Raw genomic sequence first — 25729 nt, 5'->3', positions numbered from 1 at the left:
GCTCGCGGTGGGTGCGCCATCGTCGTTCGTCGGGGTCCCAGCGGATCGAGTAGCCGTGGTGGACCTGGGTGTGGTGGCTTTCGCAGAGCAGGGCGGTGTTCTCGACACTGGTGTCGCCGTGGTCGGCGATCCCGGCCCGGCTGCAGGGGCCCGCCGCGAGCTTGCGAGTGGTGGGGGGCAGTCGGGTCCTTCTGGCAGCCGCCGTCTCGGGCTTCGGCGGTGCGGCGGATGTGGGCGGGGACGAGGCGTTGGGCTCGGCCGATGTTGAGCGGCATGCCGTCGGGCCCGAACAGGACCCGGGTGATGATCGAGTCGCAGGCGATCTGCTGGACGACGGTGTTGGACACCGTTTGCCCTGAACCGAATCGGGCAGCGCCGGCGACGGTTTCGTGGTCGAGGAGATCCTCGGCGCTGATGGTGGCGGCGATGTGGGCGTAGTTCTTGCGCAGCATCGGGGTGGTGGCGGCGGCGAGGGCGTTGTCGGACAGCTGCACCAACGCGTCGCCCATCTGCTGGGCGTGGGTGCGGTCGTCGCCCTTGGTGCGTCCGGCTTGCTGGTAGGCGGTGACGGCGGTGGTGAGCTTCTCGTAGCCGACGGCGTCGAGTCGGCCGTGGAAGGTGCCGCCTCCGTTCGGGGAGGGGGTCAGGTGGAGTTCGCGCTGCTTGGTGGGGTCGGGTTCGGGGCCGTCGGGGTCGATCCAGTCCAGGGCCCGCTTGACCATCGCCGGCCGTCCTCGCCGTGCAGGTCGACGCCGAGGTCGAGAGCTGCGGCCAGCCGGGCGGGGGTGGCGACCTTGGCCACCGTCGCGGTCTGGTCGGGGGTCACCCGGCCCTCGCGGGCGGCGGTGTCCCACCGGGGCAACTGCTCCAGGGTGCGCCCCGCGCGCACGACCCGGGCCGCGGTCGCGGGGATGATGTTGAGGTGGCCGGGCAGCCAGGCGCGCATGGTCTTGTGACCGTCGAACTCAGCGGCCTGCGCGCACTCCGCCGCCCGCACGGCGTGGGCCAGGGCGGTGTCCACGACGTTGGCCAGCTGCGCCAACCCCCGCACCCGGGCCAGCAGCGCCGGTGCCACGACGGCCGGCCCGCCGAGGGGCACCTGCGCGTCGACCAGTCCCCGGGCGGCGTCGAGCACGGCGGCGACGTCGGCGGGGAGGGTCATCGACAGCTGCCGGGTGGCGTCGCGCTCGGCGGTCCGCGTTGCGCGGTCGGTGATGGCGCGGGCTGGTGCCGCCTGCTCCTCGGCCGCGCGGGTCGCGGCGACCTCGGCATCCAGCGCCGCCCAGGCCGCCGCGGCAGCGCTGAGCATGCCGGTGTCCGGGAAGGGGTCGAACGAGGGGTCGGTGCCGAGCTCACCCACTGCGCACCCGCCTCCAGTTGGTTCGATCAGGTGTTCGAAGTGTATCGGCAGAGCTCGGCCGTCGCAACGCAGAAGACCAGGTCAGAGCCCTTGTTCGAAGGGGAGCAGCCGGTGGAGCCCGGTCCCGGCTCCGACGCAGATCGGACCGGCGCCCCGATCGATCGGCGCGGCGGAGGTGCCCACAGGGCGGGCCCTGGTGCCAGGCTGCCGGCATGGCGGAGAAGAAGGAGCAGCGGTCGCTGCTGAAGGAGCTGCCGGTGCTGCTGCTGGTGGCCGTCGTCCTGGCCGTGGTGGTGAAGACCTTCCTGGTCCAGCCCTTCTACATCCCGTCCGCCTCGATGGAGCAGACCCTGCACGGGTGCCCGGGCTGCACCGCCGACCGGATCCTGGTGACGAAGCCGCCGTACTGGTTCTCCGACCCGCAGCCGGGCGACGTCGTGGTCTTCGAGGGCCCGGCGGCCTGGCCCTCGGAGACCCAGGCCGACGAGCCCACGAACTGGCTCTCCCGCGCGGCCCTGTTCGTGGGTCGGGCCGTCGGGGTCGCCCGGCCCAGCGACCGGGACTTCGTCAAGCGCGTCGTCGCCGTCGGCGGGCAGACGGTGCAGTGCTGCGACGACCAGGGCCGGGTGACCGTCGACGGCCGGCCGCTCGACGAGCCCTACCTGTACCAGGACGACCAACGTGCCTTCGGCCCGGTGACGCTCGAGGCCGGGCAGCTGTGGGTGATGGGCGACCACCGGTCGGACTCGGCGGACTCCCGCGACCACGGCCCGATCGGGGTCGACGACGTCATCGGGAAGGCGTCGGTCATCGTCTGGCCGCTGAGCCGGTTCGGCTGGATCGACAGCCCCGACATCCAGGACACGACCGCCAGCGGCCCGGTCGACCCCGGCACGGCCGTGCTGCTGGCGCCGGTGCTGCTGGCCGTCCGGCGGCGCCGGTGAGGGCCGCGGTCGGCCTGCTCGCGGCGGTGGCGGTGCTGACCGGGTGCACGGGCGGTCTCGAGGCCACCCCGCGGGGCGAGGTCATCCCGGTCGCGGACCGCGAGCCCGCGCCCGAGGTGGGTGGTGAGCTGGTCGGCGGGGGCACGCTGGACCCGACGGCGACCGCGGGCGTGGTCACCGTCGTCAACTTCTGGGGGAGCTGGTGCGGCCCCTGCCGGGTCGAGGTGCCCGAGCTGCAGGGAATCGCCGACGCGCACCCCGAGGTGGCCGTCGTGGGGGTCGACCTGCGGGACCAGGAGCAGTTCGCGCAGGCGTTCCTCGACGAGCAGGGCATCACCTACCCCTCGGTGCACGACCCCTCCGGCGAGCTCGCGGCCGCGTTCGCCGCCTGGCCGGCGACGCAGACGCCCTCGACCGTGGTCATCGACGCCGACGGCCTGGTCGCCGCGGCCTACTCCGGCCCGGTGACCGCCGCCGACCTGCAGCGCGCCCTCGACCAGCTCGACTGAGCCGGCAGGGCACCGGGCGGACCTGCTCGCCCGGTGCCCTGCCGTACCTCAGACCGCCGGGGGGACGGCGGAGGCGGTCACCAGGTCGGCCCGCTCCCACACCCGGTGCTGGCCCATCGCCGCGACGAGGTCGGCGACGACGTCGTCCACCGTGACGCCGGTGAACACCCCGGGACCGGACACCCCGGCCGCGGTGAGGACCTCCGCGCCCGAGCCCCAGGCCGCGAACGGCTTGAGCTGGCGGAGCACCTCCTGCAGCAGGACGACGGCCTTGATGTCGCCGTCCTCCGGTGCGCCGTCGGCGACGACCACCGCGTCGAACTCGATGGACCGCGCGGTCAGGTTGGTCCGCTCGACCACCTGCTGGTCCGTGCCCGTGCCCAGCTTCCCGCCGCGGGCGGCGAGCACCTTGAGCTGCACGCCCTCGGCGTCCAACGCGGTGCGCAGTGCGGCGATGCCGGCGAGGTCGGAGTCCGGACCGGCGACCACGGCGACCTGCCTGCCGTCGAGCGGGAACGACTCACCGGTGATCTGCGACAGGGCCGGGGACGGCGCGAGGTGCTCGGCCGGCGTGCCGTCGGGCACCGGGAGACCGAGGCCCTCGGCCACCTTCGTCACCAGCTCGGTGTCGATGTTCGCCAGGACGCCGAGGACGCGCTCCTTGATCGACTGCTCGTAGACCTTGCCGAGCTCGAAGGTGTACGCCTCGATCGTGTGCGTCTTCTCGACGTCGGACAGCGAGGCGTAGAACATCGCCGGCTGGCTGAAGTGGTCGTCGAAGGAAGCCGCCACCCCGCGGACGACCTCGCCGCTGACCGGGCTCGGCACGCTGACGTAGCCGCCCTGCTCGGCCGGCGCCGGGCTGCCGCCGTCGATGCTGTTCGGGTGGTAGCCGGTCTCGCCGGTCGGGATGCCCTGCTGCATGAACCCGTCGCGGTGGTTGTCGTTGACCGGCACCTGCGGGCGGTTGATCGGCAGCTGGGTCCAGTTCGGCCCGCCCAGGCGGGTGAGCTGGGTGTCCTGGTAGGAGAAGTTGCGGCCCTGCAGCAGCGGGTCGTTGCTGAAGTCGATGCCCGGCACGACGTGGGCGGTGTTGAACGCGACCTGCTCGGTCTCGGCGAAGTAGTTCGTCGGGTTGCCGGTCAGCGTCAGCGTCCCGATCGTCTGCACCGGGACCATCTCCTCGGGCACGATCTTGGTGGAGTCGAGCAGGTCGATGCCCTCGTAGGTCTGCTCCTCGTTGTCCGGGAAGACCTGCACGCCGAGGTCCCACGTCGGGAACGCGCCGGCCTCGATGGCGTCGGCGAGGTCGCGGCGGTGGAAGTCGGGGTCGGTGCCCATCGCCAGCTGCGCCTCCTCCCAGGTCAGGGAGTGCACGCCGAGCTTCGGGGTCCACTTGAACTGCACGAGCACGGACTCGCCCTCGGCGTTCACCAGCCGGAAGGAGTGGACGCCGAAGCCCTCCATCATCCGGAAGCTGCGCGGGATGCCGCGGTCGCTCATGTTCCACAGCACGTGGTGGGTGGCCTCGGTGTGCAGCGAGACGAAGTCCCAGAACGAGTCGTGCGCGGACTGCGCCTGCGGGATCTCGCGGTTCGGCGAGGGCTTGCCGGCGTGGATGAGGTCGGGGAACTTGATGGCCTCCTGGATGAAGAAGACCGGCATGTTGTTGCCGACGAGGTCCCAGTTCCCCTCCTTCGAGTAGAACTTCACCGCGAAGCCGCGGGTGTCCCGGGCCGAGTCGGCCGAGCCGCGCGAGCCCAGCACGGTGGAGAACCGCACGAACACCGGCGTCTCGAGGCCCTTCTCGGCCAGGACCGGGGCGTGGGTGATGCTGGCCGCCGACCCGTTGGCGACGAACACGCCGTGCGCACCGGCGCCGCGGGCGTGCACCGCGCGCTCGGGGATGCGCTCGTGGTCGAAGTGGCTGATCTTCTCGCGCAGGTGGAAGTCCTGCAGCAGGATCGGGCCGCGGCGGCCGGCCTTGAGCGAGTGGTCGGTGTCGGGGATGCGGACGCCGTTGGGCGAGGTGAGGACGTCGCCGCCCTGGCCGCGGGGGTCGCGGTCGCCGTCGGCGGCCTCGAAGGGGACGCCGGTGGGGCTGACCTGCGCGGGGGCGGACTGGTCGGGCTTGCGGGCCGGAGGCATGGCTCTCCCTGGGAACGAGTGCGGGGGGATGGCCGGCGCCGTTGTCTGGACGCGAGTCGGCTGCTGACTGCCCCGGGGCCCGCCAGGACGAAACAGGTGCCAGGTCAGCCGTCGGTGCGGACCCGCGTGGCCAGCGCGGCGGCCAGGTCGTCCTCGCCGCGTGACCGCGCGGCCAGCAGCCCCCACCCCAGGTCGCTGGTCCACCGCCCCCGGTGCAGCCAGGCCGCCGTCCCCGGCGCCGGTCGCAGCTCGGCCCGGGCGGCCGTCGCCGTCTCGTTCAGGTCGTCCAGCGCGGCGCGGAGCGCGGGCTCGTCGCCCGCGCCCTCGACCAGTGCCGCCGTGCGCGCACCGGCCGTCGTCACGACCGCCGGCAGCCGTCGGCTGGCTGCCCGGGGGAGGAGCAGCAGCCCCGCGGCGAGTGCCAGGGCGATGCCGACCAGCGTCTCGACCAGCCGGGTGGTGATCAGCTCCGAGCCGGCACGACCGGGCACGCCGACGTGCACCAGCAGCAGCGACAGCGGGGTGATGAAGGAGACGGCGAGGGTGTACTGCTGGGCCACGAGCAGCTCCACCCCGACCAGCAGCAGCCCGACCACGGCCACCTCGACCCCCACCGGCAGGTCGGCGGCCAGCAGGACGGCCGCGATGCCGATGCCGACCAGGGTGCCGGTGATCCGGTGCACGGCTCGCGATCGGGTGGCCCGCGCGTCGGTGCCCAGCAGCACCGCCACCGCGGTGGTCGACGCCCAGTAGGTGCTGGCCAGCCCGAGACCGGCCGCGAGCAGGCCGGCCGTGGTGACCCCGACGGTGATGCGCACCGTCGTCCAGAGCCAGGCGGGGGCGGCGCGCGACCCGGGCGCGGGGTCGGTCGCCTCCGGTGGGGCGGGGACGTCGGCGGCCGGCAGCTCGCGCAGGAACCGCTCCTCCAACGCCCGCACCCGGGGCCGCAGCGAGGGGCGACGGCGGCTGCCCCCGGCGACGGCGGCGTCGGCGGTCCGGATCGTGCGGGCGACGACGGCCGGGCGGAGGCCGGTGCCGGCGACCGCGGCCTCCGCGGCGGCCACCGCCCGGCGCTCGGGCCCGGCCGGGTCCCACAGCCAGGGCACCAGCACCACGACCCAGGCCAGCAGCGCGCCGACCGCGGCAGCGGCCACGTGCCCGGCGAGCACGGTGGGGTCCGCACCGAGCGCGCTCGCGCTGCCGCCCACCAGGACGACGCCCAGCGCACCCGGTGGCCCGATCCGCAGCACCGCCGTCGCCGCGGTCGCCGCGCCCGCCAGCAGGCCGAGCACCACCGACAGCAGCCAGGGTGTGCCGCCGGTGAGCCCGCCGAGCGCGACGGCGAGCACCAGCACCGCGCCGCACCCGGCGACCACCCGGGCCCGGCGGCGGTAGGAGAGCTGGTGGCCGTAGATCGCGGTGAGCCCGCCCAGGGCGGCGGCCGAGCCCAGGTCGGCGTGCCCGGTGGCCACGCCCACGCCCAGGGGGACCGCGACGGAGATGCCGGCCGACAGCGCCTTGCGCCCGCCGGCGGCCCACAGCGCGGCGGCCGTCGGAGGACGGCGGCCGACCAGGTGGGGGAGGGCGCGGCGGACGGCGGGGGGCACGGCACCATCCTCGGCGGTCGGCAGCGCCGTCCGGTCGGCGTCGGCCCCACCCAGCGGAAGCCCGCGACCGGCCTCACGCCACCCGGACGGGTGGACCGGTGGTGGGGCGCGATCGGCACTGCCCCGCAGCACAGGAACGGCGGCTAGGTTGCCCGCCGTGCACGCCACCGACTGGGACGCCCGGTACGCCGACAAGCAGCAGTGGTCGGCCGCGCCGAACGCCGTCGTGGCGCAGCTGTGCGCCGACCTCCCGCCGGGCGCGGCCGTCGACCTGGCTGCGGGGGAGGGCCGCCACGCGCTGTGGCTGGCCGCCCGGGGCTGGCGGGTCACCGCCGTCGACTTCAGCGCGGTCGGGCTTGACCGCGGCCGGTCCACCACCCACGGCCGGGACGTCGTCTGGGCGGTGGCCGACGCGCTGGCCTGGCGGGCCGCCGACTCGTCGCTGGACCTCGTCGTCGTCGCCTACCTGCACCTGCCCGAGCCGGAGACCACCGAGCTGCTCACCCGGGCGGTGGGCTGGCTGCGCCCGGGCGGGCGGCTGCTCGTGCTCGGCCACGACGTCGAGAACATCACCCGCGGGGTGGGCGGCCCGCAGGACCCGGCCATCCTGCACTCGGTCGACCGGCTGGCCCCCGTGGCGGCGCTGCTGGAGGTCGACCGGCTCGAGCAGCTGCCCCGCGAGGTCGAGGCGGGGACGGCCCTGGACACCCTGCTGTGGGGTCGCCGTCCCGTCTCGGGCTGAAGACCACCAGGTCGGTGTGGTTTCCTTGGGGACGTGCGGACCCAGGAGCTGACTCGACGCCGCGTCGTCGACTTCGCCCTGGTGTGCACCACTGCCTGTCTGCGCTGAGCGTTCGCTCCCGGACCGGATCCACCCTGCGCGTCCAGCGCACCCGCACGTCCCCCACATCCCCTCGCGTGAGGACACCCCTGGCATGAGCGCACCGAACACCCCCGAGGACGAGCTGCAGGCGGCCAAGTTCGCCTACTGGGTCCCCAACGTCAGCGGCGGCCTGGTCACCTCCACCATCGAGCAGCGCACCGACTGGGGCTTCGACTACAACAAGAAGCTCGCCCAGACGGCCGAGCGGGTCGGCTTCGAGTACGCCCTCTCGCAGGTCCGCTACATGGCCAGCTACGGCGCCGAGTTCCAGCACGAGTCCACCTCCTTCTCCCTCGGCCTGCTGCTGGCCACCGAGCGGCTCAAGGTCATCGCCGCCGTGCACCCCGGCATGTGGCAGCCCGGTGTGCTGGCCAAGCTGGGCGCCACGGCCGACCACATGAGCAACGGCCGGTTCGCCGTCAACGTCGTCTCGGGCTGGTTCAAGGGCGAGTTCACCGCGATGGGCGAGCCGTGGCTCGAGCACGACGAGCGCTACCGCCGGTCCGAGGAGTTCATCTCCGCGCTGCGCGGGATCTGGACCGAGGAGGGCTACACCCTCGGCGGTGACTTCTACCGGTTCCGCGACTTCGACCTCAAGCCCAAGCCGCTCTCGTCGCCCGGCCGGCCGCACCCGGAGATCTTCCAGGGCGGCAACTCGACCGCCGCCCGGCAGATGGCCGGCCGCGTCTCGGACTGGTACTTCTCCAACGGCAAGGACCTCGCCGGCATCGACGAGCAGATCCGCGACGTGCGCGCCGTGGCCGACCCGCTGGGCCGCCGCGTCCGGTTCGGGCTCAACGGGTTCGTGATCGCCCGCGACACCGAGGCCGAGGCGCACGACACCCTGCGCGAGATCGTCGCCAAGGCCAACAAGCCCGCCGTCGAGGGGTTCCGCGACGCCGTGCAGCAGGCCGGCAGCTCGACCGGGGACAAGAAGGGCATGTGGGCCGACTCCTCCTTCGAGGACCTGGTCCAGTACAACGACGGCTTCAAGACCAACCTGATCGGCACCCCCGAGCAGATCGCCGAGCGCATCGTCGAGTTCCGCCGGCACGGCGTCGACCTGTTCCTGGCCGGTTTCCTGCACTTCCAGGAGGAGATCGAGTACTTCGGCGCGAAGGTGCTGCCGCTGGTGCGCGAGATGGAGCAGGCCGCCGGCTTCGCCCCCACGCAGTTCCAGCCTGCCGCGACCGTCTGATCCCGGGTACGGTCCCGCCCATGCTCGGCATGGGCGGGACCAACGGGGAAGAAGGACGGCGGCGCCAGCGGCTCGTCGCCGGCGTCATCGTGCTCGCCATGGTGCTCGCCGCCGGCGCGGTGCTCTTCTCGATGCTGCTGGGCTGAACCGCCTGGACGGCGTCCGGGAGACTGGACGCCGTGGGATACGTCGACGTCACCGGGATCCGGTTCACCCTGCCCGACGGGCGGGTCCTGCTGGACGACGTCTCCTTCCGCGTCGGCGACGGCGCGGTCGCCGCGCTGGTGGGCGAGAACGGCGCCGGCAAGACCACGCTGCTGCGGATCATCACCGGCGACCTGACCCCCGACTCGGGCTCGGTCGCGCTGGTCGGCGGCCTGGGCGTGATGCGCCAGTTCATCGGCTCGGTCCGCGACGCCACGAGCGTGCAGCAGTTCCTCGTCGACCTGGCCCCGCCGGCGGTGGGGGAGGCCTGGCACGCCGTCGAGGCCGCCGAGCTCACGATGATGGAGCGCGACGACGAGCCGGCGCAGATGGCCTACGCCAACGCCCTGGCCCACTGGGGCGACGTCGGCGGCTACGACGTCGAGGTCACCTGGGACACCGTCACCGTGGCCGCGCTCGGCGTCCCCTACGAGCAGTGCAAGTACCGCGAGCTGCAGACGCTGTCGGGCGGTGAGCAGAAGCGGTTGGCGCTGGAGTGCCTGCTGCGCGGGCCCGACCAGGTGCTGCTGCTCGACGAGCCGGACAACTACCTCGACGTCCCCGGCAAGCGCTGGCTCGAGGCGCGGCTGGCCGAGACCCGCAAGACCGTGCTGTTCGTCAGCCACGACCGCGAGCTGCTGGACACCGTCGCCACCCGGGTGGTCACCGTCGAGGGCGGGACGGCGTGGGTGCACGGCGGGAACTGGCAGACCTACCCGGCCGCGCGAGAGGCCCGGCACGAGCGGATGGCCGAGCTGCGGCTGCGGTGGGAGGAGGAGCACCAGCGCCTGGTCGACCTGACCCGCACCATGCAGCAGCAGGCCGCCAACTCCCCGGACATGGCCAACCGGTACCACGCCATGCAGACCCGGCTGGCCAAGTTCGAGGCAGCGGGCCCACCGCCCGAGCGCCCGCCGCAGCAGGAGGTGGCGATGCGGCTGAAGGGCGGCCGCACCGGTGTGCGGGTGCTGGTCGCGGCCGACCTCGAGCTGACCGGGCTGATGAAGCCCTTCGACGTCGAGCTCGACTACGGCGACCGGGTCGCCGTGCTGGGCTCCAACGGGGCCGGCAAGTCGCACTTCCTGCGGCTGCTGGCCGGGCAGGACGTCGACCACACCGGAACCTGGAAGCTGGGCGCCCGCGTCGTCCCCGGGTTCTTCGCGCAGACCCACGCCCACCCGGAGTGGATGGAGCGCACCCTCACCGACCTGCTCTGGCACGGCGAGCCGGGCCGGCCGGGCATCGACCGCGGGAAGGCGATGGCCGTGCTGCGCCGCTACGGGCTGGCCGCCGCCGGCGACTCGCTGTTCCGCTCGCTGTCCGGTGGCCAGCAGGCCCGGTTCCAGGTGCTGCTGCTGGAGCTGTCGGGCGCCACGCTCCTGCTGCTCGACGAGCCCACCGACAACCTCGACGTGCTGAGCGCCGAGTCGCTGGAGCAGGCGCTGGCCGCCTTCGACGGCACCGTCGTCGCGGTCACCCACGACCGCTGGTTCGCCCGGTCCTTCGACCGGTTCCTCGTCTTCGGCTCCGACGGCCGGGTGCGCGAGACACCCGAGCCGGTGTTCGACGAGGCCCGGGTGCAGCGGGCACGATGACGCCCGTGCGGTGGCGGAACTGGGCGGGCAACCAGCGGGCGGCCGGCGTCGAGGTGGTCCGGCCGCGCACGACCGGTGAGATCGCCACCGTGCTGCACGAGGCGTCGGTCGCCGGCCGCCAGGTGCGCCCCATCGGCAGCGGGCACTCCTTCTCCGGCATCGGCCGGCCCGAGCAGGTGCAGCTGGTGCTCGACCGGCACGCCGACCTCGTCGACATCACCGCCGACGGCCTGGTCACCGCGCAGGCCGGCATGCCGCTGCACCGGCTCAACGCGGTGCTGGCCCGCGAGGGCTGGGCGCTGACGAACCTGGGCGACATCGACCGGCAGACGATCGCCGGCGCGCTGTCCACCGGAACCCACGGCACCGGCGCCCGGTTCGGCGGGCTGGCCACCCAGGTGCGCGCCCTCCAGCTGGTCACCGCCGACGGCGCGGTGCTCGACTGCGCGGCCGCGGCCAACGCCGACGTGTTCGCCGTCGCCCGGGTCGGGCTGGGCGCGCTCGGCGTCCTGAGCACGGTCACCCTGCAGGCCGAGCCGGCGTTCGCCCTGCACATGGAGGAGCGGCCGATGCCGCTGGCCGAGGTGCTCGAGGACCTCGACGGCTTCATGACCTCCACCGACCACGTCGAGTTCCACTGGTTCCCGCACACGGCGATGTGCCTGACCAAGCGCAACACCCGCGTGCCGGTCTCGGAGGGGTTGTCGCCGCTGCCCCGGTGGCAGGCGCTGTGGGAGGACGAGCTGCTGGCCAACGGCGCCTACTCGGGGCTGATCGCCGCCGGCCGCGCCGTCCCCGCACTGGTCCCCCCGCTGGCCCGGTTCGCCTCGACCGCGCTGAGCCCGCGGACGGCGACCGACCTCTCGCACCGCGTCTTCGTCTCCACGCGCCGGTTCCGGTTCCGCGAGATGGAGCAGGCCGTGCCCCGCGAGGCCGTGCCGCACCTGCTGCGCGAGCTGGCCCGGCTGACCCAGGCGCGCGGGTGGCGGCTGCCCATCCCCACCGAGGTCCGCTACGCGGCGGCCGACGACGTCCCGCTGTCGACCTCGGAGGGCCGGGACACCGCCTACGTCGCCGTCCACGTGCCGGCCCGCAGCGACCCCACCGACTACTTCACGACCTTCGCGGCGTTGGCCGGCGAGGTCGGCGGCCGACCGCACTGGGGCAAGGAGCACGACCTGGACGCCGGCGCCCTGGCGCAGCGGTACCCCCGGTTCGCCGAGTTCGTCGCCGTGCGCGACCGGCTGGACCCCACCGGGGTGCTCTCGAACGCCTACCTCGACCGCGTGCTGGGTGCCGTCAGCCCCGAGCGCGGGCCCGTCGGTGGGCGGCCATCCGCACCGGGGTGTTGACCGCCCCGTAGCCGTCGTACCCGGCCAGCCGCTGCACCACCTCGAAGAAGACCCGACCGCCCAGCACCTCGGTGTACAGGTGCAGGAAGGCGCCGTCGGGGTCGACGTCGTAGAGCAGCCCGTGCTCGCGCAGGTCGGCCAGCAGGGCTGGGTCGAGCTCGAGCCGTGCGTCGAGGTCGTCGTGGTAGTTCGCCGGCACGGCCAGCAGCGGGGCGCCGGCTGCCCGCAGGGCACGGGCGGTGGCGACGACGTCGTCGGTGGCGAAGGCGACGTGCTGCGGGTCGGGGACGCCGGGGGTCCAGCCGCCGCCCCGGCGCAGCAGCGACACCGACAGCGCCAGCCGGACGGCGCGGTCCGGGGTGGTGACCCCGCGGGAGCGCACCAGGCCGAAGGGGGCGGCGACCTCGGTGCCGCTGCCGGGGTCCAGGCCGAGCACCGAGTCGTAGAACAACCCGGCCTCGTCGTAGGCGTCGAAGGGCTGGGTCAGCCCGACGTGGTCGGTGCGGGTCAGCCCGGCGCCGGGCGCGGTCGCGTGGGTGGGCAGGAAGTCGGCGGGCCAGCCGTCGGGACCGGTGCGGGTGAAGAACACCTGGGTGCCGTCCGGGGCGGCGACGGCGGACAGCTCGGCCTCGGCGTTGCCACGGGACCGCGGCAGCACCGGGGCCAGCAGCGCCTCGGCCCGGGCCGCCGAGGCGGTGGGGTCGGCCGACTCGACGGCCAGCGCGACGACGGAGGCCTCGCCGTCCGCCGTCCGGACCCCGGCGTTGAGCAGGACGCGGGCCGCCCCCTGCTCCCACAGCTGCACCGGCTTGGACCGGTGCTGCCCGGTGTGCGCGAACCCCAGCCGGTCCAGGACCTCGGCCACGACCGGCCCCGAGACGCCGTCGACGGCCAGCTCGGTGAACGCGTGCCCGGTGAGCTCCGGCGCCGCGGGCAGGACCAGCGGGTCCACCGGCAACGCGGCCTCCAGCGCGAGCAGCGAGCGCATCGCGTCGACCGCCGTGCGGGCCGGGTCGGACTGGCGGAAGACGTCGTTGAAGACCTCCAGCGACAGCGGTCCGCCGTACCCGGCAGCCAGGACGGCGCCCAGGAACGCCGGCAGGTCGAACGCGCCCTGCCCGGGGAACAGGCGGTGGTGGCGGGACCACTGCAGCACGTCCATCGCCAGCTGCGGGGCGTCGGCCAGCTGCAGGAAGAACAGCTTCTCGCCCGGGACGGCGGCGAAGCCGGCCGGGTCGCCCCCGCGGGAGAGCACGTGGAAGGAGTCCAGGCACAGGCCCAGCGCCGGGTGGTCAGCGGCCTGCACGACCCGCCACGAGTGGTCCCAGGTGGACACGTGGGTGCCCCAGGCGAGCGCCTCGTAGGCGATCCGCAGGCCGCGGTCGGCGGCCAGGTCGGCGGTGGCGGCCAGCTGGGCGGTGAGCTCGTCGTCGTCCCGGACGGCGTCGGGGGCCACGGCCGAGCAGACCAGCACGGTGTCCACGCCCAGGTCGGCCATCACGTCGAACTTCACCCGGGCCCGCCGCTGGTTGCGCCGCACCGTCGCCGGGTCGGTGGAGTCCAGGTCGCGGAAGGGCTGGTACAGGTCGACCGACAGGCCCAGGTCGGCGCACCGGGCCGCCAGCTCGGCCGGTGACCAGGGGGAGGCCACGAGGTCGGGCTCGAAGACCTCGATGCCGTCGAACCCGGCACCGGCCGCAGCGGTCAGCTTGTCCTCGAGCGTGCCGGACAGGCAGACGGTGGCGACGGCCCGACGCCGGGTCGTGCGGTCAGCCAACGGGGGAGTCCGCGGGCGCGACCAGGGTGGCGAAGTGGGCCAGCATCCGGTCGGCGTCGGGCTCCAGGCCGGTGAACAGCCGGAACGAGTCGACCGCCTGGAAGACCGCCATGCCGCCGCCGTCGAGCACCCGGCAGCCGCGCTCGCGGGCGGTGCGGACCAGCTCGGTCTCCAGGGGTCGGTAGACGATGTCGGCCACCCACAGCTCGGGGCGGAGCAGCTCGGCGGGCACGGGGGAGCCCGGGTGGGCGGCCATGCCCGTGGGGGTGGCGTGCACCAGCCCGTCGGCCGCGGCCAGGGCGGTGTCCAGCGCGGTGAGGTCGCCGCCGTCGGCACGGCCCGCGCCGAACCGGGCCACCAGCTGGTCGGCCAGCTGCTCGGCGCGGCTGCGGTCGACGTCCAGCACCGTCAACCGGTCGGTGCCCAGGGTGAGCAGCGCGTGCGCGACCGCGGCCCCCGCCCCGCCGGCACCCAGCAGGACCACCCGGTCCACGGCGGCGTCGGGCAGGCCGCGGTCGACGTTGCGGGCGAAGCCGGACCAGTCGGTGTTGTGCCCGACCGCCCGGCCGTCGGTGAAGACCACGGTGTTGACCGCGCCCAGGGCGAGGGCGTCGGGGGAGAGGTCGGCGAGGTGCTCGATGACCAGCTGCTTGCACGGGTGGGTCACGTTCAGCCCGTCGTAGCCGGCCAGCTGGGCGGCCCGGACCAGCTCGCCGACCTCCTCGGGCGCCCTGCCCAGGACGTCGATGTCCAGCCGGCGGTACACGTACCGCAGGCCCAGCGCGTCGGCCTCGGCCTCGTGGAGCGCGGGGCTGAGGGAGGGCCCGATGCCCGAGCCGATGAGCCCGACGACGGTGCCGGGACGGGGCTGGTTCACGAGCGACCTCCGTATGTACCAAATGGTGAGTTGCTGCGACCCAGGACACCACACCGCGGCCCGGCGCACCAGTCCCCGGCTCTAGGCTCCACGGCGTGACCGACGTGGCAGGGACCCCCGAGCGCACCCGCGACGCCGAGCGGACCCGCGCCGAGATCCTCGCGGTCGCGACCGAGGAGTTCGCCCACTCCGGCTACGCCGGCGCCCGGGTGGACGTGATCGCCGCCAAGACCAGCACCACCAAGCGGATGATCTACTACTACTTCGGGGGCAAGGAGCAGCTCTACGTCGCCGCCCTCGAGGCCGCCTACACCCGCATCCGCGCTCTGGAGCAGCAGCTCGACGTCGAGCACCTCGACCCCGTCGAGGCCATCCGCGAGCTCGCCGGCCTCACCTTCGACCACCACGAGGCCCACCCGGACTTCATCCGGCTCGTGAGCATCGAGAACATCCACCACGGCCAGCACATCGCCGGCTCCGCCGTCCTGTCCAACCTGGCCAACCCGGCGCTGGACGTCCTCGGCGCGATCCTCGACCGCGGTCGCGCCACCGGGGTGTTCCGGGCCGACGCCGACGCCCTCGACGTGCACCAGGTGATCAGCAGCTTCTGCATCTTCCGCACGGCCAACCAGCACACCTTCGGCGCCCTCTTCGGCCGCGACATGCTCGCCCCGTCGAGGCGCGAGCACCAGCGGCAGCTCCTGGCGGACCTGGTGGTCAAGTACCTGGTGGTGTGAGCCGCCGTCCGTCGGTCCCCGACGCGCCCGGGTGGGACCCGGGTCTTGACACCGTGATGCGGGCCACCCCATCCTCTGCGTCGTACTAACCAGTTGGTACATAAGCCGCGATCCGGCACCGCCGCCACCGATCCAGGAGTCCTGCGCATGAGTGCGACCTCGAGTCCCCCGGCCACCCCGCACGTCAAGCGGACACCCGTGAGGGCCGCGCTGAGCGGCTGGCTGGGGAGTGCGCTGGAGTACTACGACTTCTTCATCTACGCCCAGGCCGCAGCCCTGGTCTTCCCGACCGTGTTCTTCCCGGCCGACGACCCGCAGGTCGCCGTCGTCGCGTCGCTGGCGACGTTCGGGGTCGGCTACGTCGCCCGCCCGATCGGCGCCTTCGTGCTCGGCCACTGGGGCGACACCCACGGCCGCAAGAACATGCTCGTGCTCTGCATGCTGATGATGGGCATCTCGACCCTGCTGGTCGCGGTGCTGCCCACCTACGGCCAGGTGGGCGTGCTCGCCCCGGCGCTGCTGGTGCTCATGCGGTTGGTCCAGGGCTTCGCCGTCGGCGGCGAGATCGCCGGCGCCAGCACGATGACCATGGAGCACGCCCCCTTCGGCAAGCGCGGCTTCTACACCAGCTTCACGCTCCAGGGCGTGCAGGGCGGGCAGCTGCTGGCCGCCGCCATCTTCCTGCCGCTGGCCGCCGTCCTGCCCGAGGACGCCTTCCTGTCCTGGGGCTGGCGGATCCCGTTCCTGCTCAGCGCGGTCGTGATCGTGATCGGCCTGGTCGTGCGCCGCAAGGTCGAGGAGACCCCCGCCTTCCAGGAGAAGGCCGCGACCGGCGAGGTGCCCAAGGCGCCGATCGTGCAGGTCGTGCAGGAGAACGGTGCCGACATGCTGCGGGTGGTCGTGATGGCGCTGATGAACGCCGTGCCGCTGACCGCCACCGTCTTCGGTGCCACCTACGCCACCAGCGAGGCCTACGGCGTCGGGTTCTCCACGGCCACCTACCTGTGGATCTCCGTCGCCGGCAACCTCGTCGCGATGGTGCTGATCCCCTTCATCGGCAACCTGTCCGACCGCATCGGGCGGCGGCCCTGCATCATCGTCGGCTCGCTGGGGTCCACGGCGATGGCCTACGCCTACCTGCACGCCATCAGCATCGACAACGTGGTGCTGGCCTTCGTGTTCGCGATCATCATGTGGGGCACGGTCTACCAGGGCTACAACGCGGTCTTCCCGAGCTTCTACCAGGAGCTGTTCCCGACCCGGACCCGCGTCACCGGCTTCGCGGTCAGCCAGAACATCGGCACGATGATCACCGCGTTCCTGCCCTCGCTGTTCGCCGCGATCGCCCCGCCGGAGTCCAACGTGCCGCTGATCGTGGGCAGCATCGTGCTCGGCATCGGGATCGCCGTGGCGATCGCGGCCTTCTCGGCCCGCGAGACCTTCCGGGTGGCCCTGGACGACCTCGGCAAGCCCGGCGCCGTGCCGATCGAGAAGGCCGAGTACGAGCGGCTGCGCAGCGGCGGCGAGGAGCGCATCGCGCAGACCGTCTGAGTCCGCCGCGGAACCCGCCGCCGAACCCCACCGGGTCGTCGACCCGGTGGGGTTCAGCGCACGGCGGCCGCGGCGGTGACCCGCTCCCAGGTGTCGACGTCGACGAGCACCGGGTCCGGCGTCCGGGCGTCGGACCGCTCGGTGCGCAGCGCGACCAGGCAGACCGCCGTCCCGGCCAGGGCGAGGACGGCGCCGACCCAGATCGGGGCCGTGTAGCCCAGGCCCGCGGACAGCACGCCGGCGCCCAGTGCCGCGCCGAGGGCGTTGGCCACGTTGAACGCGCCCTGGTTCGCCGCGGAGACCAACGACCCCCCGCGCACGCGGGCGGCGTCGATCACCTTGTTCTGCACCACCGGACCGGCGGCGAACGCCACGGTGCCGAAGGCCACCAGCAGGACGACGGCGGCGGCCGGCGTCCGGGCGGTGAGCGCGAAGCCGACCAGCAGGAGCGCGCTGACCAGCAACCCGACGACGACGAACCGGAGCCCGTACCGGTCGCCGAGCTTGCCGCCGGCCAGGGTGCCGATCGTGGTGCCGATGCCGAACAGCGCCAGGACCGGGGTCACCCAGCCCTCGGTCAGCCCGCCCAGCTCGGTGAGGATGGGGGAGACGTAGGAGTAGACGGCGAACAGGGCGGCGAAGCCGATCATCGTCACGCCCAGCACCATCCAGACCTGTCGACGCCGGAAGGCCCGCAGCTCGCTGCGCAGGTCGGTCCGCTCACCGCTCACCGCCGGCATCCACGCGGCCAGCCCGGCGATGGTCACCAGCCCGATGACGGCGCACGCGGCCAGCACCAGCCGCCAGCTGGTCTGCTGGGCCACGAAGGTGCCCAGCGGCACACCGACGACGTTGGCCAGCGTCAGCCCGACCATCATGAGGGAGATCGCCTGGGTCGCCCTGTCCCGCGGGACGAGGCGGCGGGCGGCGACGGCACCCACGCCGAAGAACGAGCCGTGGGCGAGGGCGGTGAGCACGCGCGCACCGACCAGCGTGCCGTACGTCGGGGCCAGGGCCGACAGCGCGTTGCCGACGACGAAGACCACCATGAGGCCGATCAGCGTCTGCTTCGGGGTGAAGCGCACGCCCAGCGCCGTCAGCGTCGGCGCCCCGAGGACGACGCCTACCGCGTAGGCGCTGATCAGCAGGCCCACGGCGGACACGGAGACCCCGAGGCCGTCGGCGATCTCGGGCAGCATGCCCATGACGACGAACTCGGTCGTGCCGATGCCGAAGGCACCGATGGACAGGGCGAGCAGGGCGCGGGGCACAGCAGTCCTCTGCAGAGGGGCGACGGGGTCCACCCCACAGCCAAGGCCATCGACCCCCCCGCGGCCATCCAGCTGCGGCCATGAGTCCGGTCACGTGCGGGATCAACCGGTCCGAAACGGTTCCGTACCTGCTGGACACACACAGACACCCGCGGCGGTCGCGGTCCGACCAAGCGTGCCCGGGTGCTCACGTTCCGTCCACCTGCACGACGGTGCGGCGTCACTCCGGGCGCTGTGCATTCAAGACGTGACGCAGGGTGGCCGATTGGCAGGTCTGGTGGTGACGTATCCCACGAAACTGCCCCAATGTGACCTGGAGCCTGGTCACGGCCAGGTCACGTCATGTTTACATGGGCCCCGCCCACCCCCCGTAAACGCAACGAGAGCCAGGTGCATGAAGCCGCAACACCCGGAACACCTCCTGGTCACGGACGGGCCGCAACAGCTCGGTGGAGCGCTGTCGCTGGACACCCGCAACCCCTCGACCGGGGAGTGGAACGCGATCGTCGGCGTGTGGGCCGACGAGTACGGCTACGGCGCCGGCCGCACCGTCCAGGTCGTCCCGGCCGTCGCCCCCTCCCCGACGCCGGCCGACGACGCCGCCGTCCGTGAGGTCGCCCGCCGGGCCGGTCGTGCGCTGACCGACGACCTCGACCCCGACGCCGAGCCGGTCGCCCTGGCCGAGGCGCTCGACGGCGACGTCGTCCTGGCCGACGAGCCCCGCGAGGACGTCGAGGTGTCCGCGGCCGAGATCATCGCCGCCATCGCCGAGGGCCGGGTGCCCCGCGGTCGGCACCGGCAGCCCAAGGCCCCCCGCTCCGCCGCCCCGTCGGGTCCGGCCCGGATGCGCAAGCCGACCCTCTACCTGGCCGCCGCCCTCGTGGGCGCCACCGGCGTGGGTCTGCTGACCACCGGGGGTACCGAGGCGCAGGCCGACCCCGCCGTCACCGCCGCCGAGGCCACCGCCGCCGAGGTCACCAGCGTCGCCGACGCCCTGGGCCTGCAGGCCACCCCCGACGCCGCGGTGGCGGAGACGGACGCCGTGACCCAGCTCCAGCAGATGGCCGCCAGCCGCGCCCAACGCGAGACCGAGCAGGAGGCTGCGGCGCAGACGCAGGCCGCCGCCGACCAGGCCGCGATCGACGCCGCCGCCGAGGCCGCCCGGCCCAAGGCCGTCCTCCCCGTCGACGGTGCCCGGCTGTCCAGCACCTTCGGCTACCGCTGGGGCACGCTGCACGCCGGCATCGACCTGGCCGCCCCGATGCTCACCCCCGAGTACGCCGCGATGGACGGGGTGGTCATCAAGGCCGGGCCGGCCAGCGGCTTCGGCCAGGCCGTGTACATCCAGCACGAGAACGGCGACGTGACCGTCTACGGCCACATGGAGACCATCCTGGTGACCGAGGGCCAGGTCGTGCAGGCCGGCGAGACGATCGCGCTGCTGGGCAGCCGGGGTCAGTCCACCGGCCCGCACCTGCACTTCGAGGTGCACGTCGGCGGCATCGACGGCGAGAAGATCGACCCCATCCCGTGGTTGGCCGAGCGCGGCGTCGTCGTCTCCTAGCTCCTCGACCCCGCGGGGTCCCGCCAACGCCCCACCCCGACCCCGGGGTGGGGCGTTCGTCGTCCGTGGGGCACACTCCTGGTATGCACGGTGACGCATACGGGATCGTCGGCTGATGGGCCACGACCACGGGCACTCCCACGCCCACGTCCCGGCCGGCGGCACCGTCTCGGCCGGCTACCGGCGCCGGCTGGGCCTGGTCCTGGCCATCACCGGCACCGTGCTCGTCGTCCAGGCCGTCGGTGCCGTTCTCTCGGGGTCCCTGGCGCTGCTGGCCGACGCGGCCCACATGGCCACCGACGCGTTGGGCATCGCCCTGGCCCTCGGCGCCGTCACGCTCGCCCAGCGGCCGGCCTCGGGTCGCCGCACCTTCGGCTGGCAGCGCATCGAGGTGCTGGCCGCGGTGGGCAACGGCCTGCTGCTGCTCGGCGTCGGCGGCTACGTGGTGGTCGAGGCGATCCGGCGCATCGGCGACCCCCCGGAGATCCGGTCGGGCCTCATGCTCGGGGTCGCCGTCCTCGGTCTGGTGGCCAACCTGGTCTCGCTCCTGCTGCTGCGCGAGGGCCAGGGTGAGTCGCTGAACATGCGCGGGGCCTACCTCGAGGTGCTCGGCGACGCCCTCGGGTCGGTCGCGGTGATCGTGGCCGCGGTGGTCATCCTCACCACCGGCTGGACCGGGGCGGACGTCGTCGCCTCCCTGGCGGTCGGTGCCCTGGTGCTGCCCCGGGCCTGGTCCCTGCTGCGCGACGCGCTGGACGTGCTGCTCGAGGCCGCCCCGCGCGGGGTGGACCTCGCCGACGTCCGGGCGCACATCCTGGGCGTCGCGGGTGTCGTCGACGTGCACGACCTGCACGCCTGGACCATCACCTCCGGGCTGCCGGTCCTCTCCGCCCACGTCGTGGTGGACGACGTCGTCCTCGCCGACGGCCACGGCGGACGGGTGCTCGACGCCCTGTGCACCTGCCTCGGCGGCCACTTCGACGTCGAGCACTGCACCTTCCAGCTGGAGTCGGCCTCCCACCGCGAGCACGAGGCCCCCGTCCACGACTGAGGAAGGACCCCGTCGCCCCCCACGACGCGCTCCGCACGCCGCGGGGCCCTGCGACGGGGCCGTTGCATCGGGTGCACCATGGACGGTGTGCACGACCACTCCGACATGTGGATGCCCACCGATCCGCCGACCTGGGCACGGCTGTTCACCCCGCACATCGACGGCTGGTCCTGGATCGCCGTCCTGACCGTGCTCGCGCTCGCGGCCTACCTGGTGGGCCTGGCCCGGCTGCGGCGCGCGGGTGTGCGCTGGGCGTGGTGGCGCACGCTGTCCTTCGTGGCCGGGTCGGTGTCGCTGTTCGCGGTCACCGGCACCGAGCTGCACGGCTACTCGATGGTGCTCTTCAGCGTGCACATGGCCCAGCACATGGTGCTGTCGATGGTGTCGCCGCTGCTGCTGCTCCTGGGCTCGCCGGTGACGATGGCGCTGCGGGCGCTGCCCCGCGGTCGCGGTGCCGCGGGCGCACCCCGGGCGCTGCTGCTCGAGGTCCTGCACAGCCGGGTGGCCCGGTTCCTCAGCCACCCCGGCTTCACGATCCCGCTGTTCGTCGTCAGCCTGTACGGCGTCTACTTCACCCCGCTGTTCGACGACCTCATGGCCGACCCGCTGGGCCACCAGGTCATGCTGGCGCACTTCCTGGTCACCGGGCTGCTGTTCTTCGGCCCGATCCTCGGGGCGGACCCCTGGCCCCGGACCACCGGGCACGCCGGCCGCATGCTGGAGCTGCTGCTGCCCATGCCCTTCCACGCCTTCTTCGGCGTGGCGATCATGATGGCCGGCAGCCTCCTGGTCGAGACCTTCGCGACCCCGCCGGCCGGCTGGGGCGTCGACCCGTTGGCCGACCAGAACACGGCCGGGGCGATCGCCTGGTCCTTCGGCGAGCTCCCGACCGTGCTCGTGCTGGCCGTCGTCTTCTTCCAGTGGGCCGGCTCCGAGACCCGCCGGAACCGGACCCGCGACCGCACCATCGACCGGGTCGGCAACGCCGAGCTGGACGCCTACAACGCCCGGCTGCGGGCCCTGGCGGCCAGCGAGCGCTGACCGCCGGCCGGCTCAGCCGGCGTGCACCGCCGCACCGGTCGGCAGGTCGTCCTTGCTCGCCCGGACGAGGACGGCCGAGACCAGCGCCGCCACCAGCAGGAAGCCCGCCCCCCAGGTGAACGCGGTCGTGTACCCGTCGACCTGGGCCACCAACGCGGCCGTGGGGTCCTCCTGCGTCGGGGGGCGCTCGGCCAGCGAGTTCGTGATCGCGGTGACCGAGAAGGTGGCCAGCAGCGCCGTCCCGATGGAGGCCCCCACCTGCTGCACGGCCTGCAGCACCGCGCTCGCGGCGCCGGCGTCGTGCTCGCCGACCCCGACCAGGGCCAGGTTCGACAGCGGCACGAAGGTGAAGCCCAGCCCCAGCCCCAGCAGCACCTGGCCCGGGAGGGCGACCTGCCAGAAGGCGGTGTCCAGGCCCAGGAAGGACAGCGTGAACAACCCGCCGGCGGCGAAGACCCCGCCGGCCACCATGAGCGGCTTGGGGCCGAGTCGGGGGACCAGCTGGCTCGCGGTGCCGGCCGCGACGAGCACCCCGGCGGTCACCGGCAGGGAGGCGAAGCCGGCGCTGACCGGGGTGTAGCCCAGCACCTGCTGGAAGTACAGGCTGAGGAAGAAGAACGACCCGATCAGCCCGGCGCCCACGAGGGTGGCTGTCAGGTAGGCGCCGCCGCGGTTGCGGTCGAGCACCAGCCGCATGGGCAGCAGCGGGTTGCGCACCCGGAACTCGACGACGACGAAGGCCACGACCAGGGCCGCCCCGACCAGGATGAAGGTCAGCGCCGGCCCGTTCGCCCACGGGCTGCCGCCGTCGCCGGACTGCGCGGCCTCGGCGACCTTAGTGAACCCGTAGACCAGGGAGGCCAGCCCGACGGTGACCAGCACGGCACCGGGGACGTCGTACGTCGTCTCGCCCGGGGCCCTGCTCTCCGGCACGATCCGCCACGCGGCGACGACCGCGAGCACGGCGATCGGCACGTTCACCCAGAAGCACCAGCGCCAGTCGGCGTACTCGGTGAGCACCCCGCCCAGGAGCAGACCGACCGCGGAGCCTCCACCGGCGATCGCGCCGTAGACGGCGAAGGCCTTGGCCCGCTCGGCGGCGTCGGTGAACAGCACGGTGATCAGGGCCAGCGACGCCGGGCCGAGCAGCGCGCCGAAGGTGCCCTGCAGGGCGCGGGCGGCGAACAGCAGCGCCTCGTTCGTGGCCAGGCCGCCGAGCGCGGAGGCCAGCGCGAAGCCGACGGCGCCGACGAGGTAGGTGCGCTTGCGGCCCCAGAAGTCGGCGATCCGTCCGCCCAGCAGCAGGAAGCCGCCGAAGGTCAACGTGTAGGCGGTGACGATCCACTGCTGGTTCGCCTCGCTGATGTCCAGGTCGACGGAGACGGCGGGCAGCGCGATGTTCACGATGGTCGCGTCGAGCACGATCATCAGCACGGTCACGGCGATGACGGCGAGCGCCAGCCACCGCTGCGGGTAGGGGTGGTGGTCGGTCGTCGCGCTGGCTGGGTCGGTCACAGGTGTCCTCGATGAGGGAGCGGTGGGTTTCCTGGGCGGACGACGTCGGCCGGCGGCTGGAACGTAGCGCCCTGCGACGATGGGCGCGTGTCCGTGTCGCTGGTGGTGATGGCCGACACGCACCTGCCCGCACGGGCGCACGACCTGCCGCCTCCGCTCTGGTCGGCGGTGGCGGCCGCCGACGTCGTCGTGCACGCCGGTGACTGGGTCGACGTGGCCCTGCTGGACGAGCTCGAGCAGCGTGCGCGGCAGCTGGTCGGGGTGCACGGCAACAACGACCACGGGGTGCTGCGCGAGCGCTTGCCCGAGATCGCCCGCGTCGAGGTGGCCGGCGTCCGGCTGGCCGTCGTCCACGAGACCGGCGACGCGAAGGGTCGGGAGGTGCGCTGCTCGGCCCGGTTCCCCGACGTCGACGTCCTGGTCTTCGGGCACAGCCACATCCCGTGGGACACCACGACGTCGACCGGGCTCCGGCTGCTCAACCCCGGCTCGCCCACGGACCGCCGCCGGCAGCCGCACTGCAGCTACCTCACCGCGGTGGCCGACGGGGGACAGCTGCGCGACGTCGTGCTGCACCGGCTGCCGGGGCGCGCATGAGCCCGCCGCTCCCGCCGCGAGCCGTCGCCCTGCTGGCCTGCCCGGTGTGCGGGGCCGGGCTGGCCCCCGACGGCGCCGGCCTGCGGTGCACGGCCGGGCACGCGTTCGACCGCGCCCGGCAGGGCCACGTCACGCTGCTGCCGCCGTCCGGCAGCCCGCACGACGGGGACTCCGCGCAGATGGTCGCCGACCGGGTGGCCTTCCTCGCCGCCGGCCACTACGCCGGGATCACCGCGACCCTGGCGGACGCGGTGCTCGCCGACGGCCCCCCGCGCACCGTCCTGGACCTGGGTGGCGGGACCGGGGCGCACCTGGCCGGGGTGCTCGACCGGGCCCCCGACGCGGTCGGCGTCGCCCTGGACGTCTCCCGGTACGCGGCACGCCGGGCGGCCCGCGCCCACCCGCGGGCGATGGCCGTCGTCGCCGACACCTGGGCGGGGATCCCGGTGCGCGATGCGTCGGTGGACCGGGTGCTGGTCGTCTTCGCTCCGCGCAACGGTCCCGAGACCGCCCGCGTGCTCCACCCGGCCGGCCGGCTGGTCGTGGTGACCCCCGCGGCGGAGCACCTGGGGGAGCTGGTCGGGCCCCTGGGTCTGCTGTCGGTGGACCCGGACAAGGCGGGCCGGCTGGCCGGCGCGCTGGAGCCGCACCTGGTACCGGTCGCCGCCGTCACCCACCGGCAGGTGCTGTCGCTGGGCCGGGACGCGGTGCGGGTGCTCGTCGGCATGGGCCCGCACGCGCGGCACCTGGGCGAGGGGGCGCTCGCCGCCGCGCTGGCCGCCCTGCCCGAGCCGGTGACCGTCACCGTCGCCGTGGACGTGGGCACCTACCGACCGGCCTGATCCGGGAACACGAACGGGGGCCCGGTCTGTGGGACCGGGCCCCCGTCGGAGGTCCTGCGTTCGCGCCCCGGGGACGGGGCGACGGGAGCGGCGTGCGCCGCCCCGGGTCAGCGCCGGACGGACTTGCGGCCGGTGACCGCGACGTACACGCCGAGCACGATGATCGCGCCGACGATGGAGCCGATCCAGCCGGCGGTGCCCAGCTCGAACCCGTTGCCGCTGATCAGGCTGCCGAGCAGGTTGCCGACCAGCGAGCCGACGATGCCGAGCACGATGGTGGCGACGATGGAGAGCTTCTGCGAGCCGGGGATCACGGCGCGGGCGATGAAGCCGGCGACGAGACCGATGACGAGCAGGACGATGATGTTCCAGACCATGAGGACCTCCTGGGGTGACGGGGTGGTGCCGTGCCGGTCTCTCCCGGCACAGGTGGAGATGTGTCCACGCTGAGCCCCGGCAAAACCTCGGACGGGTCACGTTCTGACCGTCACGCCCGAGGCTGCTTGGCAACACCTGCCTGCAGAAATCGGATTTCCTGCCGTAGAGCTGTCCTGTCGACCCACTGTTGTGGAACGGCTCCAGGTCGGTGGGGAGACGCGGTGCGGGGTGGCGCCGGTCTGCCGCACGGTCGCCTGCGCGACCGTCTACTCTCGCCCCTGTGACGATCGCCCCCGCTCCGATCGTGAGCCGTCCGAGTCCGGTTCATGTGGCCGAGAAGGGTTCGCGGCTGTCGATGCTGCTGCGGACCACTGATCACAAGACGATCGGCTTGATGTACCTGGCCGTGTCGTTCTCCTGGTTCATGGTCGGTGGGCTGATGGCCATGCTGATGCGTGGTGAGCTGGCGCGGCCGGGTCTGCAGTTCTTGTCGAATGAGCAGTACAACCAGTTGTTCACCATGCACGGCACGGTGATGTTGTTGTTCTTCGCGACGCCGTTGTTCTTCGCGTTCGCGAACTTGATCCTGCCGTTGCAGATCGGGGCGCCGGATGTGGCGTTCCCGCGGTTGAACGCGTTCTCGTTCTGGCTGTTCCTGTTCGGCGGTCTGATCATGATCTCGGGGTTCTTCACCCCCGGTGGTGCCGCGGACTTCGGCTGGTTCGCCT

Annotated in this window: 24 protein-coding genes and 1 pseudogene; 16 read left to right on the top strand and 9 right to left on the bottom strand. The window is 73.6% G+C overall.

Annotation, left to right across the window (positions count from 1 at the left end):
• The first annotated feature begins 95 nt into the window (after window positions 1-95).
• Entirely contained in the window at window positions 96-359 is a 264-nt protein-coding gene (locus BLS67_RS24255; RefSeq protein WP_242653648.1) for a hypothetical protein, read from the top strand.
• Here the strand turns inward: BLS67_RS24255 and BLS67_RS24905 are convergent.
• Both BLS67_RS24905 and BLS67_RS00115 read right to left on the bottom strand, forming a co-directional pair.
• Window positions 264-722 (bottom strand): annotated as a pseudogene (locus BLS67_RS24905) (DUF222 domain-containing protein); the annotation flags it as partial. The gene BLS67_RS24255 and the pseudogene BLS67_RS24905 sit on opposite strands and share 96 nt — an antisense overlap.
• The gene (locus BLS67_RS00115; RefSeq protein ID WP_091237694.1) at window positions 644-1360 is read right to left on the bottom strand and encodes a hypothetical protein; all 717 of its coding nucleotides are present in this window, start codon (window positions 1358-1360) and stop codon (window positions 644-646) included. The gene BLS67_RS00115 and the pseudogene BLS67_RS24905, both read right to left, overlap by 79 nt.
• A 212-nt stretch (window positions 1361-1572) precedes the next feature.
• Between BLS67_RS00115 and lepB the strand changes: the two genes are divergently transcribed.
• Together lepB and BLS67_RS23990 are read left to right on the top strand one after the other, a co-directional pair.
• Window positions 1573-2304, top strand: coding sequence for a signal peptidase I (gene lepB, locus BLS67_RS23995; protein ID WP_091237690.1), 732 nt, complete (start codon window positions 1573-1575; stop codon window positions 2302-2304).
• Entirely contained in the window at window positions 2301-2813 is a 513-nt protein-coding gene (locus BLS67_RS23990) for a TlpA family protein disulfide reductase (protein WP_091237683.1), read from the top strand. The genes lepB and BLS67_RS23990 overlap by 4 nt, the downstream gene beginning before the upstream one ends.
• 48 nt (window positions 2814-2861) lie before the next feature.
• On the opposite strand, the gene BLS67_RS00100 is transcribed toward BLS67_RS23990, so the two are convergent.
• Together BLS67_RS00100 and BLS67_RS00095 are read right to left on the bottom strand one after the other, a co-directional pair.
• Window positions 2862-4961 carry a catalase gene (locus tag BLS67_RS00100; RefSeq protein ID WP_091237681.1) on the bottom strand — a complete coding sequence of 700 codons (2100 nt, stop codon included), beginning with the start codon at window positions 4959-4961 and terminating at the stop codon, window positions 2862-2864.
• A gap of 104 nt (window positions 4962-5065) precedes the next feature.
• Complete coding sequence (locus BLS67_RS00095; RefSeq protein WP_091237678.1) at window positions 5066-6568, bottom strand: FUSC family protein; 1503 nt, start codon at window positions 6566-6568, stop codon at window positions 5066-5068.
• Between the two features lie 157 nt (window positions 6569-6725).
• On the opposite strand from BLS67_RS00095, the gene BLS67_RS00085 reads away from it, so the two are divergent.
• From BLS67_RS00085 to BLS67_RS00070, 5 genes are all read left to right on the top strand, one after another.
• Window positions 6726-7310, top strand: coding sequence for a class I SAM-dependent methyltransferase (locus BLS67_RS00085; RefSeq protein ID WP_091239053.1), 585 nt, complete (start codon window positions 6726-6728; stop codon window positions 7308-7310).
• 193 nt (window positions 7311-7503) lie between these two features.
• A complete protein-coding gene (gene sfnG, locus BLS67_RS00080) occupies window positions 7504-8649 on the top strand; it encodes a dimethylsulfone monooxygenase SfnG (RefSeq protein ID WP_091237673.1) in 1146 nt (381 codons plus the stop codon).
• 20 nt (window positions 8650-8669) lie between these two features.
• Window positions 8670-8795 carry a hypothetical protein gene (locus BLS67_RS24655; RefSeq protein ID WP_278247094.1) on the top strand — a complete coding sequence of 42 codons (126 nt, stop codon included), beginning with the start codon at window positions 8670-8672 and terminating at the stop codon, window positions 8793-8795.
• A 33-nt stretch (window positions 8796-8828) separates the two neighbouring features.
• Window positions 8829-10448, top strand: a complete 1620-nt coding sequence (locus BLS67_RS00075; protein WP_091237669.1) for an ABC-F family ATP-binding cassette domain-containing protein — start codon at window positions 8829-8831, stop codon at window positions 10446-10448.
• A complete protein-coding gene (locus BLS67_RS00070) occupies window positions 10445-11800 on the top strand; it encodes a D-arabinono-1,4-lactone oxidase (protein ID WP_091237666.1) in 1356 nt (451 codons plus the stop codon). Before BLS67_RS00075 ends, BLS67_RS00070 begins: the two co-directional genes overlap by 4 nt.
• On the opposite strand, the gene BLS67_RS00065 is transcribed toward BLS67_RS00070, so the two are convergent.
• Window positions 11748-13577, bottom strand: coding sequence for a bifunctional sugar phosphate isomerase/epimerase/4-hydroxyphenylpyruvate dioxygenase family protein (locus BLS67_RS00065; RefSeq protein WP_091237662.1), 1830 nt, complete (start codon window positions 13575-13577; stop codon window positions 11748-11750). The two genes, BLS67_RS00070 and BLS67_RS00065, sit on opposite strands and share 53 nt — an antisense overlap.
• The gene (locus tag BLS67_RS00060; protein ID WP_091237660.1) at window positions 13570-14454 is read right to left on the bottom strand and encodes a shikimate dehydrogenase; all 885 of its coding nucleotides are present in this window, start codon (window positions 14452-14454) and stop codon (window positions 13570-13572) included. Before BLS67_RS00060 ends, BLS67_RS00065 begins: the two co-directional genes overlap by 8 nt.
• A 95-nt stretch (window positions 14455-14549) precedes the next feature.
• On the opposite strand from BLS67_RS00060, the gene BLS67_RS00055 reads away from it, so the two are divergent.
• Both BLS67_RS00055 and BLS67_RS00050 read left to right on the top strand, forming a co-directional pair.
• On the top strand, window positions 14550-15191 hold the full coding sequence (locus BLS67_RS00055) for a TetR family transcriptional regulator (RefSeq protein WP_091237657.1): 642 nt from the start codon (window positions 14550-14552) through the stop codon (window positions 15189-15191).
• A 147-nt stretch (window positions 15192-15338) separates the two neighbouring features.
• The gene (locus tag BLS67_RS00050; protein WP_091237655.1) at window positions 15339-16742 is read left to right on the top strand and encodes an MFS transporter; all 1404 of its coding nucleotides are present in this window, start codon (window positions 15339-15341) and stop codon (window positions 16740-16742) included.
• Between the two features lie 53 nt (window positions 16743-16795).
• On the opposite strand, the gene BLS67_RS00045 is transcribed toward BLS67_RS00050, so the two are convergent.
• On the bottom strand, window positions 16796-18013 hold the full coding sequence (locus BLS67_RS00045) for an MFS transporter (RefSeq protein WP_091237652.1): 1218 nt from the start codon (window positions 18011-18013) through the stop codon (window positions 16796-16798).
• 394 nt (window positions 18014-18407) lie between these two features.
• Here BLS67_RS00045 and BLS67_RS24250 point away from each other — a divergent pair, with 394 nt between their 5' ends.
• From BLS67_RS24250 to BLS67_RS00030, 3 genes are all read left to right on the top strand, one after another.
• Window positions 18408-19577, top strand: coding sequence for a M23 family metallopeptidase (locus BLS67_RS24250; RefSeq protein WP_242653646.1), 1170 nt, complete (start codon window positions 18408-18410; stop codon window positions 19575-19577).
• Window positions 19578-19692: 115 nt separating this feature from the next.
• Window positions 19693-20628, top strand: a complete 936-nt coding sequence (locus BLS67_RS00035; protein ID WP_091237649.1) for a cation diffusion facilitator family transporter — start codon at window positions 19693-19695, stop codon at window positions 20626-20628.
• Between the two features lie 78 nt (window positions 20629-20706).
• Window positions 20707-21669: a cytochrome c oxidase assembly protein gene (locus tag BLS67_RS00030; protein WP_091237647.1), complete on the top strand. Its 963-nt coding sequence runs from the start codon at window positions 20707-20709 to the stop codon at window positions 21667-21669.
• A gap of 12 nt (window positions 21670-21681) precedes the next feature.
• Here BLS67_RS00030 and BLS67_RS00025 read toward each other — a convergent pair whose 3' ends face one another.
• Window positions 21682-23184: an MFS transporter gene (locus BLS67_RS00025; protein ID WP_242653644.1), complete on the bottom strand. Its 1503-nt coding sequence runs from the start codon at window positions 23182-23184 to the stop codon at window positions 21682-21684.
• Window positions 23185-23271: 87 nt separating this feature from the next.
• Between BLS67_RS00025 and BLS67_RS00020 the strand changes: the two genes are divergently transcribed.
• Together BLS67_RS00020 and BLS67_RS00015 are read left to right on the top strand one after the other, a co-directional pair.
• On the top strand, window positions 23272-23781 hold the full coding sequence (locus BLS67_RS00020) for a metallophosphoesterase family protein (RefSeq protein ID WP_242653643.1): 510 nt from the start codon (window positions 23272-23274) through the stop codon (window positions 23779-23781).
• On the top strand, window positions 23778-24623 hold the full coding sequence (locus BLS67_RS00015) for a putative RNA methyltransferase (protein ID WP_091237643.1): 846 nt from the start codon (window positions 23778-23780) through the stop codon (window positions 24621-24623). The genes BLS67_RS00020 and BLS67_RS00015 overlap by 4 nt, the downstream gene beginning before the upstream one ends.
• A gap of 107 nt (window positions 24624-24730) precedes the next feature.
• Here BLS67_RS00015 and BLS67_RS00010 read toward each other — a convergent pair whose 3' ends face one another.
• Window positions 24731-25000: a GlsB/YeaQ/YmgE family stress response membrane protein gene (locus tag BLS67_RS00010; RefSeq protein WP_091237640.1), complete on the bottom strand. Its 270-nt coding sequence runs from the start codon at window positions 24998-25000 to the stop codon at window positions 24731-24733.
• Window positions 25001-25281: 281 nt separating this feature from the next.
• Here BLS67_RS00010 and BLS67_RS00005 point away from each other — a divergent pair.
• Window positions 25282-25729: cbb3-type cytochrome c oxidase subunit I (locus tag BLS67_RS00005; RefSeq protein ID WP_242653641.1), on the top strand; the 448-nt coding region annotated here is incomplete at its 3' end.

This window comes from Klenkia soli (assembly GCF_900103975.1).
Classification (GTDB): Bacteria; Actinomycetota; Actinomycetes; order Mycobacteriales; family Geodermatophilaceae; genus Klenkia; species Klenkia soli.
This window is presented reverse-complemented; position numbering and strand designations above follow the sequence as displayed.